Origin of the sequence: Conexibacter woesei Iso977N, assembly GCF_000424625.1 — a bacterium.
GTDB lineage: Bacteria > Actinomycetota > Thermoleophilia > Solirubrobacterales > Solirubrobacteraceae > Baekduia > Baekduia woesei_A.
This window is the reverse complement of record NZ_AUKG01000002.1, coordinates 1322413-1339012: the sequence shown is the minus strand read 5'-3', so window position 1 is coordinate 1339012 and position 16600 is coordinate 1322413. Positions and strand designations below refer to the sequence as shown.

19 protein-coding genes are annotated in these 16600 nt (G+C 73.0%); 5 read left to right on the top strand and 14 right to left on the bottom strand.

All coding sequences use genetic code 11. The annotated features are described in order from the left end of the window. The first annotated feature begins 6 nt into the window (after positions 1-6). The gene (gene menD / locus H030_RS0118785) at positions 7-1704 is read left to right on the top strand and encodes a 2-succinyl-5-enolpyruvyl-6-hydroxy-3-cyclohexene-1-carboxylic-acid synthase (RefSeq protein WP_027007245.1); all 1698 of its coding nucleotides are present in this window, start codon (positions 7-9) and stop codon (positions 1702-1704) included. A 57-nt stretch (positions 1705-1761) separates the two neighbouring features. Beyond that, complete coding sequence (locus H030_RS39240) at positions 1762-1938, top strand: hypothetical protein (protein WP_155892147.1); 177 nt, start codon at positions 1762-1764, stop codon at positions 1936-1938. 3 nt (positions 1939-1941) lie between these two features. On the opposite strand, the gene H030_RS33415 is transcribed toward H030_RS39240, so the two are convergent. Next, positions 1942-2253: a DUF4190 domain-containing protein gene (locus tag H030_RS33415; protein WP_051223100.1), complete on the bottom strand. Its 312-nt coding sequence runs from the start codon at positions 2251-2253 to the stop codon at positions 1942-1944. A 45-nt stretch (positions 2254-2298) separates the two neighbouring features. Further along, positions 2299-3144 (bottom strand): CPBP family intramembrane glutamic endopeptidase, encoded by an 846-nt coding sequence (locus tag H030_RS39235; protein WP_027007244.1) that lies wholly within the window; start codon positions 3142-3144, stop codon positions 2299-2301. 113 nt (positions 3145-3257) lie between these two features. On the opposite strand from H030_RS39235, the gene H030_RS39230 reads away from it, so the two are divergent. Continuing rightward, positions 3258-3554 (top strand): hypothetical protein, encoded by a 297-nt coding sequence (locus H030_RS39230; RefSeq protein ID WP_027007243.1) that lies wholly within the window; start codon positions 3258-3260, stop codon positions 3552-3554. Here H030_RS39230 and H030_RS0118760 read toward each other — a convergent pair. Beyond that, positions 3551-4996, bottom strand: a complete 1446-nt coding sequence (locus H030_RS0118760) for an isochorismate synthase (protein WP_035127957.1) — start codon at positions 4994-4996, stop codon at positions 3551-3553. The genes H030_RS39230 and H030_RS0118760 overlap by 4 nt on opposite strands. A 60-nt stretch (positions 4997-5056) precedes the next feature. Between H030_RS0118760 and H030_RS33405 the strand changes: the two genes are divergently transcribed. Continuing rightward, a complete protein-coding gene (locus H030_RS33405) occupies positions 5057-5455 on the top strand; it encodes a PaaI family thioesterase (protein WP_155892146.1) in 399 nt (132 codons plus the stop codon). 62 nt (positions 5456-5517) lie between these two features. Here H030_RS33405 and ilvN read toward each other — a convergent pair whose 3' ends face one another. The 7 genes from ilvN to H030_RS0118720 form a co-directional block, all read right to left on the bottom strand. Further along, on the bottom strand, positions 5518-6075 hold the full coding sequence (gene ilvN / locus H030_RS0118750) for an acetolactate synthase small subunit (RefSeq protein WP_027007241.1): 558 nt from the start codon (positions 6073-6075) through the stop codon (positions 5518-5520). Positions 6076-6079: 4 nt separating this feature from the next. Then, a complete protein-coding gene (ilvB, locus tag H030_RS0118745) occupies positions 6080-7756 on the bottom strand; it encodes a biosynthetic-type acetolactate synthase large subunit (RefSeq protein ID WP_027007240.1) in 1677 nt (558 codons plus the stop codon). A gap of 54 nt (positions 7757-7810) precedes the next feature. Continuing rightward, complete coding sequence (locus H030_RS33400; protein ID WP_051223096.1) at positions 7811-8092, bottom strand: hypothetical protein; 282 nt, start codon at positions 8090-8092, stop codon at positions 7811-7813. Positions 8093-8105: 13 nt separating this feature from the next. Next, complete coding sequence (locus H030_RS0118735) at positions 8106-8285, bottom strand: hypothetical protein (protein ID WP_027007239.1); 180 nt, start codon at positions 8283-8285, stop codon at positions 8106-8108. A 116-nt stretch (positions 8286-8401) separates the two neighbouring features. Continuing rightward, the gene (locus H030_RS0118730; RefSeq protein WP_155892145.1) at positions 8402-8587 is read right to left on the bottom strand and encodes a hypothetical protein; all 186 of its coding nucleotides are present in this window, start codon (positions 8585-8587) and stop codon (positions 8402-8404) included. Positions 8588-8657: 70 nt separating this feature from the next. After that, entirely contained in the window at positions 8658-9302 is a 645-nt protein-coding gene (locus H030_RS0118725; protein WP_027007237.1) for a hypothetical protein, read from the bottom strand. Between the two features lie 4 nt (positions 9303-9306). After that, on the bottom strand, positions 9307-9531 hold the full coding sequence (locus tag H030_RS0118720; protein ID WP_155892144.1) for a hypothetical protein: 225 nt from the start codon (positions 9529-9531) through the stop codon (positions 9307-9309). Between the two features lie 114 nt (positions 9532-9645). Between H030_RS0118720 and H030_RS37485 the strand changes: the two genes are divergently transcribed. Then, on the top strand, positions 9646-12579 hold the full coding sequence (locus H030_RS37485; protein WP_051223094.1) for an EAL domain-containing protein: 2934 nt from the start codon (positions 9646-9648) through the stop codon (positions 12577-12579). Here H030_RS37485 and gatB read toward each other — a convergent pair. Genes gatB through H030_RS0118695 form a run of 4 tightly spaced genes read right to left on the bottom strand, consistent with a single transcriptional unit; the run spans position 12545 to position 16588 of the window. After that, positions 12545-13978, bottom strand: coding sequence for an Asp-tRNA(Asn)/Glu-tRNA(Gln) amidotransferase subunit GatB (gatB, locus tag H030_RS0118710; RefSeq protein WP_027007235.1), 1434 nt, complete (start codon positions 13976-13978; stop codon positions 12545-12547). The two genes, H030_RS37485 and gatB, sit on opposite strands and share 35 nt — an antisense overlap. Next, positions 13975-15399, bottom strand: a complete 1425-nt coding sequence (gene gatA / locus H030_RS0118705; RefSeq protein ID WP_027007234.1) for an Asp-tRNA(Asn)/Glu-tRNA(Gln) amidotransferase subunit GatA — start codon at positions 15397-15399, stop codon at positions 13975-13977. Before gatA ends, gatB begins: the two co-directional genes overlap by 4 nt. Next, on the bottom strand, positions 15396-15695 hold the full coding sequence (gatC, locus tag H030_RS0118700) for an Asp-tRNA(Asn)/Glu-tRNA(Gln) amidotransferase subunit GatC (RefSeq protein ID WP_027007233.1): 300 nt from the start codon (positions 15693-15695) through the stop codon (positions 15396-15398). Before gatC ends, gatA begins: the two co-directional genes overlap by 4 nt. Next, positions 15692-16588: an NAD-dependent epimerase/dehydratase family protein gene (locus H030_RS0118695; protein WP_027007232.1), complete on the bottom strand. Its 897-nt coding sequence runs from the start codon at positions 16586-16588 to the stop codon at positions 15692-15694. The genes gatC and H030_RS0118695 overlap by 4 nt, the downstream gene beginning before the upstream one ends. Positions 16589-16600 lie beyond the last annotated feature (12 nt).

The following is a 16600-nucleotide window of genomic DNA, read 5'->3' as shown; positions in this document are numbered from 1 at the left end:
TATCCCATGAGCGAGACGCACGACACCTACAAGCTCCTCCGCGCCTTCGTCGACGAGCTGCACCGCGGCGACGTCAGCGGGGCCTGCACCTCGCCGGGATCGCGGTCGACGCCGCTGGTCCTGACGCTCGCGCACGACGGCCGCGTGCCGGTGACGTCGCACGTCGACGAGCGCAGCGCGGGGTTCTTCGCGCTCGGGCTCGCGCAGGCGTCCGGGCGGCCCGCGGTCCTGGCGTGCACGTCGGGCAGCGCGGCCGGCAACTACCTGCCGGCGGTGATCGAGGCCTCCGAGGCCGGCGTCCCGTTGTTGGTGTTGACGACCGACCGCCCGCCGGAGCTGCGCGAGGTCGGCGCGGGTCAGACGATCGACCAGGTCAAGGTGTACGGGTCGTTCGCGAAGTGGTTCTTCGAGGTCGGGACGCATGAGGCGACGCCCGCGCGGCTGCGCTGGATCCGTCAGCTCGCGTGCCGCGCGCTGGCCGAGGCGACGAGCGGCCGGCCCGGCGTCGTGCACCTGAACTTCCCGCTGCGCGAGCCGCTGATCCTGGACGAGCCGCTGGAGGGCGCGCCGGGCGACGGCGGGCGGCCGGACGGCGCGCCGTGGACGCGCGTCGTCGCGCCGCGCGGCACGGCCGACCCCGAGCCGCTCACCGACTGGCTGCGTGAGCACTCCCGCCACGGCGTGATCGTCGCGGGCCGCGGCGCCGACGGCGCGAGCGCCGCGCGGCTGGCCGAGGCGCTGGCGTGGCCGCTGCTCGCCGACCCGCTGAGCGGCGCGCGCCGCGGCGGCGCGGCCGTCGCGCACTACGACGCGCTGCTGCGCGACGCGGCCTGGTCGGCCGGCGTCGCGCCCGAGTGCGTGCTGCGCGTCGGCGATCTGCCGACGTCCAAGCCGCTGCGCCAGTGGCTGGCGGGGCTGGACGTGCCGCAGCTGGCGCTCGTCCCGTCCGGGCGCTGGCCGGACCCGGACGCGGCGCTGACCGACGTGCTCGCGCTCGACCCGTCCGCGCTCGGCGCGATCGACGAGGTCTGGCCGGTCGACGCCGCGTGGCTCGGCCGCTGGCGCGACGGCGACGCGCGCGCGGCCGAGGCGATCGCCGCGACGCTGGGCGACCTCGACGAGCCGGGCGTCGCGCGGGCGCTGGCGACCGCGACGCCGGCGGGCAGCGCGGTGGTCGTCGCCGCGTCGATGCCGATCCGCGACGTCGAGACGTTCTGGCCGGTCGCCGACCCGCCGCGGCGCGCGCTGGCCAACCGCGGCGCCAACGGGATCGACGGGACGATCTCAACCGCCTACGGCGTCGCCGCGGCGCGACCGGACGCTCCGACCTTCCTGCTGATCGGCGACGTGGCGTTCGCCCACGACCTCGGCGGCCTGCTCGCGGGCAGCCGAACAGGCGTTGTGCTGACCATCGTCGTCGTCGACAACGCGGGCGGTGGGATCTTCGACTTCCTGCCGGTCGGGCGTTCCGGCGACCCTGCCTATGCAGAGCACGTCCTGACGCCCACGAACCTGGAGATCGAGCGTGCCGCCGCGCTGTACGGCGCCCGCTACGAGGCGGTGGCCGACGGGGCGCGGCTGCGCGCGTTGCTGAGCTCTCCGGAGGGTTCGGGAACGACGATCCTGCACGTCCGGACGCAGCGCGCGGCCAACGTGGCGCTGCACCGGGCGGTCTGGGACGCGGTTTCCGCAGCGCTCCGGTGAGAAAGTTCTCGTGCGGACAGGTGACGAATGTCTCATGCATGGGTAGGGTGGCGCCCGATGGTGTGGATCGTCGCCCTCATGGCCGGCTGGGTCGGTGCCTTCGTGATGCTGCTCGCGCTCACGGCTGCCGCCGCACGCGCTGACCGCCCGACGCCGGACCACGCCGCGCGCATGAGGCGCGCGGCGCTGTGGCTCCCGCCCGCGCCCGACGGGCGCGAGCACCCGCTCGCCTAGCGGCTACGACGCCGCGGCGATCGCGACCAGGACGACCGCGCCGAGGATCGCGAGGCCGCTGAGCACGGCGCCCGCGGTCGCCATCCAGTGCGAGGGCTGGCCGGCGCGCTTCGCGTTGCCGCGACCGGTGAGGCCGAGGACGAGGCCGACGATGCCGAGCAGGACGCCCGGGACGATGAAGATCGCGGTCAGGATCGCGAGGATGCCCAGCGTGAACGAGGCGACCGCGAGGCCCGGGATCTGCTGGCCCTTGCGCGACCTGACCGGCGAGGCGTGGCGGTCGAGCGGCGTGGCGGACGGGTTGGTGGCCGACATGGTGGTGTTGGTCTCCTTGGTGGTGGTGAGTGGGGTGCTGACGGGCTAGGCGGAGGCCGTCTCGGCGACCGCGGTCTCGACGTCTTCCGCGCGCGTCCGGCTGAACGGCGCCAGCAGCGCCAGGCAGACGAGCGGCGCCGCCGGGATCGCCCACCAGAGCTGGCCCCTGCTCAGCGCCGTGAGGACGACCGCGTTGTTGAAGGCGTGGATGGCGACGCCGGGCAGCAGCGAGCCGGTGAACCAGCGCAGCAGGCAGGCGCCGAAGCCGAAGACGGCGATGCCCGGCAGGAACGCGGGCGGCAGCGCGAGCACGTGGGCACTGGCGAACAGGACGGCGGTCAGCAGCGCGCCGATCCACGGGCCGCGCCAGCCGGCGAGCGCCGGGAAGAGGTAGCCGCGGAACGCGATCTCCTCGACGATCGGGGCCGAGACGGCGACCGCGAGCACGAGCAGGACCGCGACGTCGGGCGCGAACGCGCCGGCCGCGTGGCGGCCGTGGTGCTCCTGGCCGTGGCCGGCGAGCAGCGCGGTGAGGATGATCTCGGCCAGCCAGACGCCGCCGAGCACCGCCGCGCCCCAGCCGAGCGCAGGACCGACGGGCGTGCGGCGCAGTCCGAGCGTGGCGGGGCCGAGGCGCTGCGCGCCGCGGCGGGCGGAGAGCAGGACGGCCGCGAGCAGCACGGCGTCGACGAGCAGGCCGGAGGCTGCGACGAGCGCGCGGCCGTGGGGATCGAGCGCGATCAGGCCGAACTCGGCGAGGAGGCCGAGCACGACGCCCGCGGCGACGGCGATCGCGGCGGCGACGGGACGCCAGTCGGCGACCTCGGCGCGGCGTGGCGGCTTTCGCGCGAATCCGCGGACCGCTGAAGGGAGTGGCGCTTCCAGTGACACGGCGAGGGAGTACCACGGATGGGCCTCATTGACGAGGCTTGTTGAGGATGTGTCCGGGTGCGGACGCTCGGTCCGGTGTGGGCCGGTCCGGTGCGGGCCGTAGGGTGTGCGCGGTGAGCGATGACGGCCAGATCTCCCTCCTCGGTGAGGAGCACGTGGCTGCGGTCGCTCCCGAGGTGGCGCCGGTCCCGTCGCGGGTGACGTCGAAGGGCATCGCGGTCGGCGACATCGTCGAGATCGACCGCAAGGGGCGCAGGTTCCACGCGCTCGTCGAGGCGATCGAGCAGCGCGAGTCCGGGCGGTTCGACCTCGCTGTCCGGCCGTTGGACGGGCGCTCGACGTGGCGCAGCGCGACCGTGCGCGACGTCGTGGCGGTGTGGCGCCGCGCGCGCGGCGTCGCCGCGGGCTAGCCCGCGAGGACGGGCAGCAGCGCCTGGAGCTTGGTCTCGGTCTCGGCCAGCTCGGCGGCCGGATCGGAGTCGCGGACGACGCCGACGCCCGCGTAGCAGCGCGCGACCGGGCCGCGCAGGAGCGCGCAGCGCAGCGCGACGACGAACTCGCCGTCCTCGTCGAGGTCGGTCCAGCCGACGGGCCCGGCGTACCAGCCGCGGTCGAGGCCCTCGAGGGCCGGGATCAGCGGCGCGGCTTGTTGTAGGGGTTCGCCGCCGACGGCGGGCGTCGGGTGCAGCAGGCCGGCGAGCTCGATGACGCTGATCGCGCGCGAGAGCTGCGCGCGGATCGGCGTGCCCAAGTGCTGGATGTTGGCCATCTTGACGACCTCGGGCTCCTCGTGGGCGGTCACCCAGACCGCATAGGGCTTGAGGGTCCGGGCGATGCGGCGCACGACGATCGCCTGCTCCTCGCGGTCCTTGGCGGAGCGCAGGAGGCGCTCGCCGAGGTGGTCGTCGACGGCGGGATCGGCGGAGCGGCGGGTCGATCCCGCGAGCGCGAGCGTGGCGGCGCGCTCGCCGTCGCGGCGGATCAGCAGCTCGGGCGAGGCGGACACGAACGCCGCGTCGCCGCGGCCCGCGACGACGAGGTGGCAGGACGGGAACGCGACGCGCAGGACACCGAGGACGGCGGCGGGGTCGTGGTCGGTCGGCGCGTGGACCTGGACCTCGCGGGCGAGGACGATCTTGTCGAGCTCGCCCTGCTCGATGCGCTCGACCGCGCGCTGGACGGCCTGCTCGTAGTGCTCCGGCGGCATCGCGGAGACGACGCGGTAGCGGCCGGACGGGCTCGGGTCCAGCAGCGGGAGGTCGTGGGCGTCCTGCAGGCTGTTCGCGCGGTTGTTGATGCGGTTGGTGAGGTCTTCGGGCGTGTCGTCGGGCTGCGCGAGGACCGCGAAGGTCAGGCGGACGTCGTCGCCGCGGCGCACGAGCGCGACCTCGGGGACGTGCAGCGACGCGGCGGCGAAGCCGGCCCAGGGCGGCGAGGCGCCGCCGTCGGGGGCGAAGGCGAAGCCGCCGACGGCGATCGGTCCGGCGCCGCGCGGGCCCTCCGGCGGGTCGCAGGCGGCACGGCTGGCGAGCGCGCGCCAGCGCTTGGCGGTGGTCCTGAAGCGGTCCGGGCCGTCGTCCTCGAGCGCGGTGGCGCAGCCGAGCGCGGCGACCGCGGCACGGTCCCGGTCGGGCTGCTCGAAGCAGAACCAGGGCTCGTCGCCACGGCGGCTGGCGGCCACGACGGCGCTGGGATCGGTGCGCGCGTCGACCTTCACGCTGATGGCGGCGAGCGCCTCGCCGTACCTCCGCGCGCGCCTGATCGCCTCGGTGACCCGCTTGCGCAATCGCTGCTGGTCGGCGTGGGAGAGCGCGAACGGACCGGCAAGACCGGCTTCGTGGACCGAGGCCATGGGCTTGGAGTCTATGACGCGATCAGGCCGATTGGCAGGTCGCCCCCTAGGCTGCGGACCGTGAGCTTCAACGAGCCCTTCGACCCCTTCATGGACCACCTCGGCATCCGCGTCGTCGAGTCCTCGCCCGGCACCGTCGTGATGACCATCACCCCGGGTCCCGAGCACCTGAACCTCGGTGGCATCGTCCACGGCGGGTTGTTGTCCACGTTGATGGACTCCGCCACCGGCTGGGCCCTCCACACGACCCTGCCCGCAGGGTCAACCCCACCCCACCTCGCCGTGTCCTACCGCTTCCTCTCCATGGCCCACCCCGCCACCGAGCTCACCGCAACCGCCACCGTCCTCAAGACCGGCACCACCATCGGCCACGTCCACGTCGAGATCCACGACACCTCCAACCGCCTCATCGCAACAGGCGAGACAACCCACGCGATCGTCGCCCTCCCACCCCGCTAGCGGCGGAACGAAGTGGGGCCGCCAGAAGGCGGCCCCAAAGACTTCAGCGGTGTCGCGGTGGATCAGGTCTCGCCGCGGCCGCGGGAGATCGCGATCTCGCCGGTGCGCATCATCTCGACCATGCCGAAGGGGCGCAGGAGGGCTTCGAAGGACTCGATCTTGTCGGTCGTGCCGGTGATCTCGACGATGATGCTGCGGCGGGTCACGTCGACGATGCGGCCGCGGAAGATGTCCGTCAGCTGCAGCACCTCGGCCCGCTGGGTCCCGTCGACCGCGACCTTGAAGAGCGCCAGCTCGCGCGTGACGGTCTCGTCGGGCTCGAGGTCGCGGATCTTCAGGACGTTGATCAGCTTGTGCAACTGCTTGGTCACCTGGTCGATCGGGTGCAGGGCACCGTCGACCGTCAACGTGACGCGGGAGATGTGCTCGTCGTCGGTGGGACCCACCGTCAACGTGTCGATGTTGAACCCGCGGCGTGCGAACAACCCGGCGATGCGGGTCAGCACGCCGGGCTTGTTCTCCACCAGGATCGTCAGGACGTGCTTGCGGCCCGTCCGCAGCTGACCGCTCGCCTCCAGCTCCTCGAGCGACAGCAGTTCCTTGGTTCCGGGATCGCCCATCGCTCTAGCCCACCATCTCGCGCGCCGCAGCCCCCGGCGCGATCATCGGGTACACGTTCTCCTCGCGCGTCACGCGGATGTCGACGACGACCGGGCCCTCGGTGGCGATCGCACCGCGCAGGTCGTCGACGAGCGTCTCCTTGTTCGTCAGTCGCAGCCCGGTGGCGCCGTACGCCTCGGCGAGCTTGACGAAGTCCGGCGACTGCCCCATGTCGACGTGCGAGTAGCGGTTGTCCCAGAACAGCTCCTGCCACTGGCGGACCATCCCGAGGTACCCGTTGTTCAAGATGAACACCTTGACCGGGATCCGGTTCGCGACGCACGTCGCGAGCTCCTGCGAGTTCATCTGGACGCTGCCGTCGCCGGTGACGCAGACCGTCACCTCGTCCGGCATCCCGACAGCGGCGCCCATCGCGGCCGGCAGGCCGAAGCCCATCGTCCCCAACCCACCGCTGTTGATCCAGCGGCGCGGCTTGTCGAAGTTGTAGTACTGCGCCGCCCACATCTGGTGCTGGCCGACGTCGGACGTGACGATCGCGTCGCCGCCCGTCGCCTCGTAGATCGCCTGGATCGCGCGCTGCGGCTTGATCTCCGTGTCGCTCGAATCCGTGTAGTGCAGCGGGTGGCGTTCCTTCCACCCCTGGATCCGCTGCCACCACTCCTCGAGCCGCGCCGGATCGGCGCCCAGCGCGCGGTACTCGTTGACCAGCTTGACCAGGATGTGCTTCGCGTCGCCCACGATCGGGATGTGCGCGGGCACGTTCTTGGAGATCTCGGCCGGGTCGATGTCGATGTGGATGAACTTCGCCCGCGGCGCGAACTCCGACAGCTTGCCGGTGATCCGGTCGTCGAACCGCGCGCCGATCGCGCAGATCAGGTCGGCCTCGTCCATCGCGTAGTTCGCGGCCCGCGTGCCGTGCATGCCGAGCATCCCGAGGAACTGCTCGTGCGTGCCCGGGAACCCGCCCAGCCCGTTCAGCGTGTTCGTGACCGGGAACCGGTCGGACAACGCGAACTCGGTCAGCTCGGCCGACGCCTCCGACAGGATCACCCCGCCGCCCGCGTAGATCACCGGGCGCCGCGACGACGCCAGCGCCTTCGCCGCCTGGCGGATCTGCTTGACGTTGCCCTCGACCGTGACCTGGTAGCCCGGAAGGTGAACGTCACTGACCGGCTCGTACGGGATGTCGGCCTTCGACAGGTCGGTCGGGATGTCGACGACGACCGGCCCCGGACGCCCCGTGCGCGCGACGTGGAACGCCTCGTGCAGGACGCGCGGGATCTCCAGCGGGTGCTGGATCATCCACGAGTGCTTGACCGCCGGCATCGTGATGCCGAGGATGTCGGCCTCCTGGAAGCCGTCGGTCCCGAGCAGCTCGGTCCGGACCTGCCCGGTGATGAACACCACCGGGACGCTGTCCATCATCGCGTCCATGATCGGCGTGACCAGGTTGGTCGCGCCCGGGCCGGACGTGCCCAGCGCGACGCCCACCCTGCCCGTCGCCTTGGCGTAGCCGGCGGCCGCGTGGCCACCGCCCGCCTCGTGGCGCACCAGGACGTGGCGGATCCCCGCGTCGACGAACGCGTCGTACGTCGGGAGGTTCGCGCCACCGGGATACCCGAATACGACGTCCACACCTTCTGCCTTAAGGCACTCCATCACGGCATCGACCGCTCGCATGCGCTTGACCTCCTTTCGAACAAGGTCAGGGGAATCGGAATTGGATCGTCCATCCTACGCGGGCGCGACCGGCGGGAGGATCTCGGACTCCTCGGGGAAGTCGAGCTCGGACCCGCAGCGCGTGCACAGCGCGTCGTGGATCATGCAGATGTGCCCGCACTGCGGGCATCTGCGGCGTGCCTCGTCGGTGTCGTACCGGTACAGCACGGCGGCCGCGAGGCCGATCACCGGCACCGCGCCGGAGATCAGGAACCAGATGAAGAACGAGGAGCCCTTGATCCGGCCGACGATGCCGCCCGCGAAGGCGAACGACAGCGCGATGACGATGTAGACCATCGCCGTCGCTCCTCTAGAGGACGCTCAGCGCCCAGATGACGGCGACGATCGCCAATACGATCACGATCACCGTCGCGAGACCGGCGACGATGCCGATCACGAACCTCAGGAGGATCCAGGCGGCGACCGCCAGGACCACGAGCGCCAGCAGGCGCCTGAGCAGCGAGGGCTTCTTGGAGGCCGTCTCGTCCATGGGCTACAGGCTAGTCCCTGTACGTGAAGCGCGCGCAAAGCGGCGACCGCGGACGCCCCCTCAGAGGTCCGCGGCCGCCGGAATGCGGTGTCTCTCCTCGGTTGTTGCTGCCGCCGTCAGTCGTAACTGCGGAGGAGGTGCGCGTGACGCCCCGACTCGGACCCCGACGGCCGGTCGTGGTTCACGTGCAGTCGGGCGAGGCGGTAGCGGCGGATGGCCGGCGCGTCCTGGCCCGACCCCAGCCGGCCGCGCTCGCCGACGAGGAGGATCCTCGAGAGCTGAGATGCGGTGGCGCTGGTCATGGACATCATGCTGCCGTCTGGCCGCGCTCCGGACCATCGCCCGCCGGTCGGAAGATGCGCGGGGCGACCCTTACATGCTGTCGAGCGCGGCCGCGGCGCGCAGCGCCGGCCGCGCCTCGCGGCCGAGCCGCCGGGCGACGCGCCAGCGCGCGCCCGAGAACGCCATGTTGGCGACGGTCGCGAAGCCGACCTCGTCGGCGCGCAGCGCGAGCAGCAGGTGCGCGGTCCGGTCGGCGCTCGGCAGGCCGGGGTCGTCGACCCTCACGCAGAAGCACGTGATGCGGCGGCCGCGGTGTGAGACCAGCGCCGCGCCGCCCTCGCCGACCAGCCAGACGCCGAGCGCCCCGCGCTCGACGACCAGGCCCGTCTGCGCGCGGAGGTCCCGAGCGGTGTGGTCGAGCAAGTCCCCCAACAACCCGAGCGCGGTCGCCTCGGCGCGCGCGTCGGCGCTGCGGGCCTTCGGGCGCAGGACGTTCGCGCCGCGCGCCGCGTAGAGCATCGGGATCACCCAGGCGTGCGCGAAGCTCGCCAGCGCGACCGGCGCCGCCAGCGGCTGGACCGCCAGCAGGACCACGCCCGCCGCCAGGAACGGCACGACGTGCGCGAACGTCGTCAGCGTCCAGAGCCGCCCGCGCCGCCGCAGCCGCGCGGCGTCCATCGCCGGCCGCCACGGAACGGCCCCGGTCTCGGGGAGCGGCGAGGCGACCGCGCTCACGCGTTCAGCCCCCGCTGATCGGCAGCCGCAGGACGACGAGGTCCGCGTCGAGCGGCAGCTCCTTGACCTGCTCGGCGTGGCCGGGGCCCGTCGAGACCATCGCGAAGTAGCCGCGGTCCAGCTCCTCGCGGAACGCGCGGACGGCGGCGTCGACCGCGACGGCGTCCTCGACGTCCCACTCCGCCACAGTCGTGTGGCCGGTCCGGTCCATGCGCACGAGACGTGCCATCCCGTCTCCCCTCCCGAGGTGAAGTAGTGGCTGGGCGCCCGATGGTAGCCCCGCGCCTCAGGTCCGGCGCGCCAGGTGCCGATCACCACGGGAGAAACCGGTCCCTCCCTGCTCGTGCCGCCCACGCCCCCACAGCGCAGGCCCGTCGTCCCGATCATCGCGGCGGCGCTGGCCCTGCTGTACGTCGCCGGCCGCCTGCTGCCCAGCCTCGGGCACGACGGCCATCTCGCCGTGCGCTGGCAGGGTGCAATCGCGCTCTACTTCGTGGCCGCGGCGATGTGCCTGGTCCGCGCGCGCCGCGTGCCCAAGGACCGCCTCGCGTGGGCGCTGATCGGCGTCGGGATCGCCTGCTACGCGCTCGGCTCGATCGCCAACGTCATCTCGTCGCGCCCGTCGACCGACCCGCCGGCGCTGGCCTTCGCCGGCTGGTTCGGGTTCTTCATCGCCTTCTACCCCGCGCTCGTCGCGCTGCTGCGCGCGCGCCTGCGGCCGTTCTCGCTGCCGTTCTTCCTCGACGGCGTGCTCGGCGGCATCGCGCTGGCGACCGTCGCCGCCGCGCTCGTCGGCGACGGCCTGCACCACATCGCGACCGGCGAGACGATCGCCGGCCTCGCGCTCCCGGTCGCCGACCTCGTCCTGCTCAGCATCACGCTGTGGGCGTGCGCGATGACCGGCTGGCGCGGCCCGGCCTGGCGGACGCTGGCGCTGGGCATGGCGATCATGGCCTTCGGCGACATCGTCCAGGACGTCGAGATCGCGCGCGGGAGCTACGAGGAGCTGTCGTGGCTGACCGCGACGTTCCCGCTGGCGATGCTCGCCATCGGCGCCGCCGCCTGGCAGCGCCCGCCGCGCGCGCAGAGGATGCGCGTCGACACCGTCGCGGTCCTCGCGCTGCCGCTCGGCTGCCTGGTGGCGACCGTCCTGGCGCTCGCGCTGACCGGCCCCGGCGACACCATCGTCGTCGTGCTCGGTCTGACCGGGATGGCCGTCGCGACGATCCGCGGCCTGCTCACCTTCGGCGAGCTGGGCAAGCTCCACGAGGCGCGGCGGTTCGCGTCCGGCTTCGAGGAGGCGGGCATCGGCATGGCCTTCGTGTCGGTCCCGGACCTGCGCTGGCGGCGGATGAACGCGACGCTCGTCGGGATCCTCGGCGGCAGCGCCGAGGACTACGTCGACCACCCGATCTCCGAGATCGTCCACCCCGACGAGGCCAACACGTCGCGCGCGAACCTGGAGCGCCTGCGCGCCGGCGACGTCCCGCCGCCCTACGTGCGCCGGATCGTGCGCAAGGACGGCATCGTCGCCGACCTCGAGATGTCCTCCGTGCTGGTCGACGACGACGACGGCACGCCGATCATCTTCAGCCAGATCAAGGACATCACGGTGCCGCGCCGGACCGCGCGCCACTCGGCCGCGCTGGCCGAGCTGACGCGCGTGGCGCTGGAGCAGCGCGAGACCGGCGACCTCATCGACGCGGTCTGCGCGCTGCTGCGCGGCGGCGTCCCGGCCGCCGACGTCCAGCTGCGCCCGGCCTCGCTGCCGCTCGACGACGCGGGCGGCCCGGGCCGCGCGATCAGCGCGCCGCTGCGCCCCCACCACGGCCTCCCGGCGCTGCTGGTCGCCACGCGCACGCCCGAGCAACCGGCGTTCATCGAGGCCCACGAGGCGTTCATGGAGGCGGCGGCCAACGTCCTCGGCACCGCCCTGGACCGCGCCGCGATCGAGGAGGAGCTGCGCACGCAGGCGCTCGAGGACCCGCTCACCGGCCTCGCCAACCGCTCCTACCTCGCCGCCCACGTCGAGCAGGCGATCGGGAGCGCGGAGCGCTCCGAGGACCACATCTCGCTGCTGCTGCTCGACCTCGACCGCTTCAAGAACGTCAACGACACGCTCGGCCACGGCGCGGGCGATGAGCTTTTGTGCGCGGTCGCGGATCGCCTGCGCTCGACGATCCGCCGCGGTGACCTCGCCGCGCGCCTCGGCGGCGACGAGTTCGTCGTCGTCTGCGCGGGCGCGGGCGGCGCGCCGCACGAGGTCGCCGCGCTCTCGCGCCGCCTGCTCGACGCGGTCGCCGCGCCCTACGTGGTCGACGGGCGCGAGCTGCACATCTCCGCCTCGGCCGGGCTCGTGTTCGCCGACGGCGGCGACGTCACCGCCGAGTCGCTGCTGCGCGACGCCGACGTCGCGATGTACCGCGCCAAGGAGCACGGCGGCGCCCGCTACGAGGTCTTCGACGCCGGCCTGCGCGCCCGCGTCGTGCACCGCCTGACCGTCGAGTCCGAGCTGCGCCGCGCACTGGAGCGCCACGAGCTGTCGCTGCGCGTGCAGCCGGTCGTCGACCTGCATCGCGACCACGTCGCGGGCTTCGAGGCGCTCGTGCGCTGGGAGCATCCGGAGCGCGGGACCGTCGCGCCCGCCGAGTTCATCGGCGTCGCCGAGGAGACCGGGCTGATCGTCCCGATCGGCCGCTGGGTCCTGGCCGAGGCGCTGCGCTGGCTGGGCGAGCTGCAGGCCGCGGCGCAGCGGCCGCTGCGCATGAGCGTCAACCTCAGCGGGCGCCAGATCGCGCCGGGGCTGGCCGACGAGGTCCGTGCGGCGCTGGAGCACGCGGGCGTCGACCCGCGCGCGCTGACGCTCGAGGTCACCGAGACGCTGCTGGTCGAGGGCCCGGGCGCGGTCGAGGTGCTCGACGGCATCCGCCGCCTCGGCGTCGCGATCGCGATCGACGACTTCGGGACCGGCTGGTCCTCGCTCGGCGCGCTGCAGCGCCACCCGGTCGACGTGCTCAAGCTCGACCGCTCGCTGGTCGCGCCCGCGGGCGCCGACGAGTCGGCCGCCGCGCTGGCCCGCGCCGTCGTCGAGATGGCCCAGGCGCTTGGCCTGGACGTCGTCGCCGAGGGCATCGAGGACGACGCGCAGTGGGCGGCCATGCGGGCGCTCGGCTGCCCGCACGGCCAGGGCTTCCACTTCTCGCCGCCGGTCGACCTCCCGGCGGCGCTGGAGCTGCTGGCGCCTAGAGCCCGAGCTGCTGGCGCACGAGCTTCGTGATCTCCTTGCCGTCCGCGCGGCCCCTGGTCTCCTTCATCACGTAGCCGACGATCACGCCGATCGGCTTCATGTCGCCGCCCCGCAGCTTCTCCGCGACGTCGGGGTTGGCGGCCAGCGCGGCCTCGACGACCGGGCCGAGCGAGTCGGCGCCGCCGACCGCGCCGAGGCCCTCGGCCTCCACGATCGCGGCTGGGTCGCCGCCCTCGGCGACGAGCTTGTCGAGCACCTGGCGGGCACCGGCGCCGGTCACCGCGTTGGCGTCGATCATCGACACCAACTTGGCCAGCGCCGCCGGCTCGACCTTCGACTCGGCCGGGTCCGCGTCGGCGCCGATCCGCGGGACCAGCTCGTTGGACACCCAGTTGGCCAGCGGCTGCGGCTGCGCGCCGTCGGCGGCGACCGCCGCCTCGAAGTAGTCGCCCAGCTCGGTCCGGAACGCCAGCAGGTGCGCGGCGTCCGGGCTCAGCCCGAGGTCGCGCTCGAAGCGCTCGGCGCGCGCCAGCGGCAGCTCGGGCAGCGCGGCGGCCGCGCGGTCGAGCATCGCCTGCGTGATCGCCACCGGCGTCAGGTCCGGCTCCGGGAAGTAGCGGTAGTCGTGCGCCTCCTCCTTGGAGCGCAGCGACGTGATCGCCTCGGTCCGCGGGTCGAAGTGCAGCGTCTCCTGCTCGACCCTGCCGCCCTCGCGGACGATCGCGGTCTGGCGCGCGACCTCGGCGCGGATGCCGCGCTCGATGAACCGGAACGAGTTCATGTTCTTGAGCTCGGTCTTGGTCCCCAGCTCGCTGTTGCCGACCGGCCGGATCGAGATGTTGGCGTCGCAGCGCAGCGAGCCCTCCTCCATGTTGACGTCGCTGACGCCGAGGCTGCGCAGCGTCGCGCGGAGCATCCGCAGCCACTCGGCGGCCGCGGTCGCGTCGCGGAGGTCGGGCTCGGTGACGATCTCGGCCAGCGGCGTGCCGCAGCGGTTGAAGTCGACGACCGAGGCGTCGGAGGCGTGCAGCCGGCCGGACGCGCCGATGTGCACCAACTTGGCCGCGTCCTCCTCCAGGTGGACGCGGTGGATGCGCACGTCGCCGAGCCGTCCGCCGAGGCAGAGGGGCTCGTCGTACTGGCTGATCTGGTACGCCTTCGGAGAGTCCGGGTAGAAGTAGTTCTTGCGGTGGAAGATCGACCGCGGCGCCAGCTCGGAGCCCAGCGCCATCCCCATCATCAACCCGTAGTGGATGGCTTCGGCGTTGGTGACCGGCAGCGCGCCGGGCAGGCCGAGGCAGACCGGGCAGGTGTGCGTGTTCGGCGGGTCGCCGAAGCTCAGCGTGCAGCCGCAGAACATCTTCGTGACGGTCGCCAGCTGGACGTGGATCTCCAGCCCGATGACGGTCTCGTACTCGACCGCGCTCATGCCGTCCTCCCGTTGCTCGCGTCGAAGCCGATCGCCTGCTCCAGGGCGAAGGCGGCGTCCAGGACCTTGTTCTCGCTGAACGCCGGGCCGGCGATCTGGAAGCCGGTCGGCAGGTTGTCGCTCAACCCGTTCGGGATCGAGATCGCCGGCAGCCCCGCAAGGCTGATCGGGATCGTGAACAGGTCCTCCAAGTACATGGCCAACGGGTCGTCGCTCTTCTCCCCCAGCTTCCACGCGACGTTCGGCGCGGTCGGGGTGATCACGAAGTCGACGCCGGCGAACGCGTTGTTGTAGTCCTGCGCGATCATCGTCCGGACGCGCTGGGCCTTGCCGTAGTAGGCGTCGTAGTAGCCGGAGCTCAACGCGTACGTGCCGAGCATGATCCGGCGCTTGACCTCGGGGCCGAAGCCGTCGTGGCGCGTCTTGGTGTACATCTCGAGCAGCGTCTCGGCCTCGGCGCGCAGGCCGTAGCGGACGCCGTCGAAGCGCGCGAGGTTCGAGGACGCCTCGGCGGGCGCGAGCACGTAGTAGGCGCTGACGCCGTACTTCGCGTGCGGCAGCTCCACCGTCGCGATCCTGCCGCCCAGCTCCTCGATCAGCCTCTGCGTCTCCTCGAAGCGCGCGACGACGCCGGGGTCGACGCCCTCGGTCTGCAGGTCGGACGGGACGCCGAACGTGAGCCCGTCGAGACGCTGCGCGGTCGGCAGCGCGATCTGCTCGGGATGTTCGAGCGACGTCGAGTCGCGCGGGTCCCGGCCGGTCATCTTGGAGTACAACAACGCCGCGTCGGTGACGTCGCGCGTCAGCGGGCCGGCCTGGTCCAGCGACGAGGCGAAGGCGATCATCCCGTAGCGGGAGACCGAGCCGTACGTCGGCTTCAGCCCGACGATGCCGGTCATCGCGGCGGGCTGGCGGATCGAGCCGCCGGTGTCGGTGCCCAGCGCCCACGGCGCGCTGCCCGCGGCGACGGCGGCGGCGCTGCCGCCGCTCGACCCGCCCGGGATCCGCGTCGTGTCCCACGGGTTCAGCGCCGGGCCGTAGGCGGAGTTCTCGTTCGACGAGCCCATCGCGAACTCGTCCTGGTTGGTCTTGGCCAGCAGCGGCGCGCCGGCGGCGGCGAGGCGCTCGACGACCGTCGCCGTGTAGGGCGGCAGGTAGCCCTCGAGGATCTTCGAGCCCGACTGGCTCGGGACGCCCTCGGTGCAGAACAGGTCCTTGACCGCGAGCGGGACGCCGCCGAGCGGCAGGCCCTTGTTGTCGCTCAAGCCGTCCGGCGCCGTCTCGGCGACCCAGGTGTAGGCGTTGAGCGCGTCGGCGGCGGCCTTGGCGCGGTAGGCCTCGAACAGCTCGGTCGCGTCGAGGTCGCCCGTGGCGACCGCGTCGGCGGCCTGCTTGGCGGTGAGCGCGGTGACGTCGCTCATGCCGTCGGCCCGCCGGCCTGCGGGCTGGGCACGAGGAAGCCGCCGTCCTGGACGGCCGGCGCCTGCGACAGCGCGACCTCGCGTGGCAGGCACGGGACCGGCACGTCCTCGCGCAGCGCGTTGCCGACCTCAACCACGTGGGTCGTCGGCGCGACGTCGTCGAGCGACAGCTCGGAGATCTTCTCGATGTGGCCGAGGACCGAGGACAGCTCCGCCGCCATCGTCCCGACCTCGTCGTCGCTCAGCTCCAGCCGGGCCAACCGGGCGACGTGGACTACCTGCTCACGGTCGATCATCGGTCTCCGATCTTATGGCCCTGCTCGTCGAGGTGGTCTCGCCACGAGCGCCTGGGGTCGTAGCCGAGCAGGCGGCGCGCCTTGGCGATCGAGATGCTGCTCGCGTCCGGGCGGTCCAGGTCGCGCAACGGCAGCCTGTCGGTCAGGCCATGGCGAGCCAGCAGCTCCGGGAGCGTCTGCGTCGCGGCGACGTCGGGCGAGGCGATGTAGAAGACCTCGTGGCCCGGCAGGTCGGAGGCCGCGGCGAGCAGCAGCGCGTCGGCGAGGTCCTGCACGTCGATGTAGGCCCAGAAGCCCGCGGGCAGGATGCCGGGGTCGGCCAGCTGGGGCCCGAGGTTCCACTCGTAGTTGTCGTCGTTCTGGACCCACGACGGGCGGATGCTGATGACCCTCATGTCGCTGCGCGCGACCGCCGCGTCGCAGAGCTGCTCGCCGAAGGACTTCGCCAGCGCGTAGGGGTCCTGCGGCGCGACCGGGTGCTCCTCGTCGATCGGCAGGTAGTCGGGCAGGTACGGGCGCTCGGGGAAGAAGAAGCCCGGGACCGTCTCGCTGGAGACGTGCACGAAGCGCGGGACGCCGAAGCGCACCGCGGCCTCCAGCAGGTTGAACGTGCCCATCAAGTTGTTGTGGAACACGACGTGCGGCGGGTTGCCGGTCGGCTCCGGGATCGCGGCGGCGTGGATGACCGCGTCGAACCTCGTCCTGGCCAGGACCGCGAACGCGTCGCCGGCGTCGGTGAGGTCGGCCTGGACGTAGCGCGGCGCGCCCGGCTCGGGGCGGTCGAACGACGCGCGCTGCAGGTCGACGGCCGTCACCTTGTGGCCGGCCGCGACCGCCGCGGCGACCGTCGCCCGGCCGACCTTGCCGCCCGAACCCGTGATCAGGAGCTTCATGCGCCCCAGGCT

Excerpts from the sequence above, each read along its gene's own strand:
- ilvN (WP_027007241.1), bottom strand. The coding sequence starts at position 6,075 with ATGGGCGATCCCGGAACCAAGGAACTGCTGTCGCTCGAGGAGCTGGAG.
- H030_RS0118695 (WP_027007232.1), bottom strand. The coding sequence starts at position 16,588 with ATGAAGCTCCTGATCACGGGTTCGGGCGGCAAGGTCGGCCGGGCGACG.
- H030_RS0118735 (WP_027007239.1), bottom strand. The coding sequence starts at position 8,285 with ATGGACGAGACGGCCTCCAAGAAGCCCTCGCTGCTCAGGCGCCTGCTG.
- H030_RS0118760 (WP_035127957.1), bottom strand. The coding sequence starts at position 4,996 with ATGGCCTCGGTCCACGAAGCCGGTCTTGCCGGTCCGTTCGCGCTCTCC.
- ilvB (WP_027007240.1), bottom strand. The coding sequence starts at position 7,756 with ATGCGAGCGGTCGATGCCGTGATGGAGTGCCTTAAGGCAGAAGGTGTG.
- H030_RS33400 (WP_051223096.1), bottom strand. The coding sequence starts at position 8,092 with ATGGTCTACATCGTCATCGCGCTGTCGTTCGCCTTCGCGGGCGGCATC.
- menD (WP_027007245.1), top strand. The coding sequence starts at position 7 with ATGAGCGAGACGCACGACACCTACAAGCTCCTCCGCGCCTTCGTCGAC.
- gatC (WP_027007233.1), bottom strand. The coding sequence starts at position 15,695 with ATGATCGACCGTGAGCAGGTAGTCCACGTCGCCCGGTTGGCCCGGCTG.
- gatB (WP_027007235.1), bottom strand. The coding sequence starts at position 13,978 with ATGAGCGCGGTCGAGTACGAGACCGTCATCGGGCTGGAGATCCACGTC.
- H030_RS0118720 (WP_155892144.1), bottom strand. The coding sequence starts at position 9,531 with ATGGCACGTCTCGTGCGCATGGACCGGACCGGCCACACGACTGTGGCG.
- gatA (WP_027007234.1), bottom strand. The coding sequence starts at position 15,399 with ATGAGCGACGTCACCGCGCTCACCGCCAAGCAGGCCGCCGACGCGGTC.
- H030_RS39240 (WP_155892147.1), top strand. The coding sequence starts at position 1,762 with ATGGTGTGGATCGTCGCCCTCATGGCCGGCTGGGTCGGTGCCTTCGTG.
- H030_RS33415 (WP_051223100.1), bottom strand. The coding sequence starts at position 2,253 with ATGTCGGCCACCAACCCGTCCGCCACGCCGCTCGACCGCCACGCCTCG.
- H030_RS0118730 (WP_155892145.1), bottom strand. The coding sequence starts at position 8,587 with ATGACCAGCGCCACCGCATCTCAGCTCTCGAGGATCCTCCTCGTCGGC.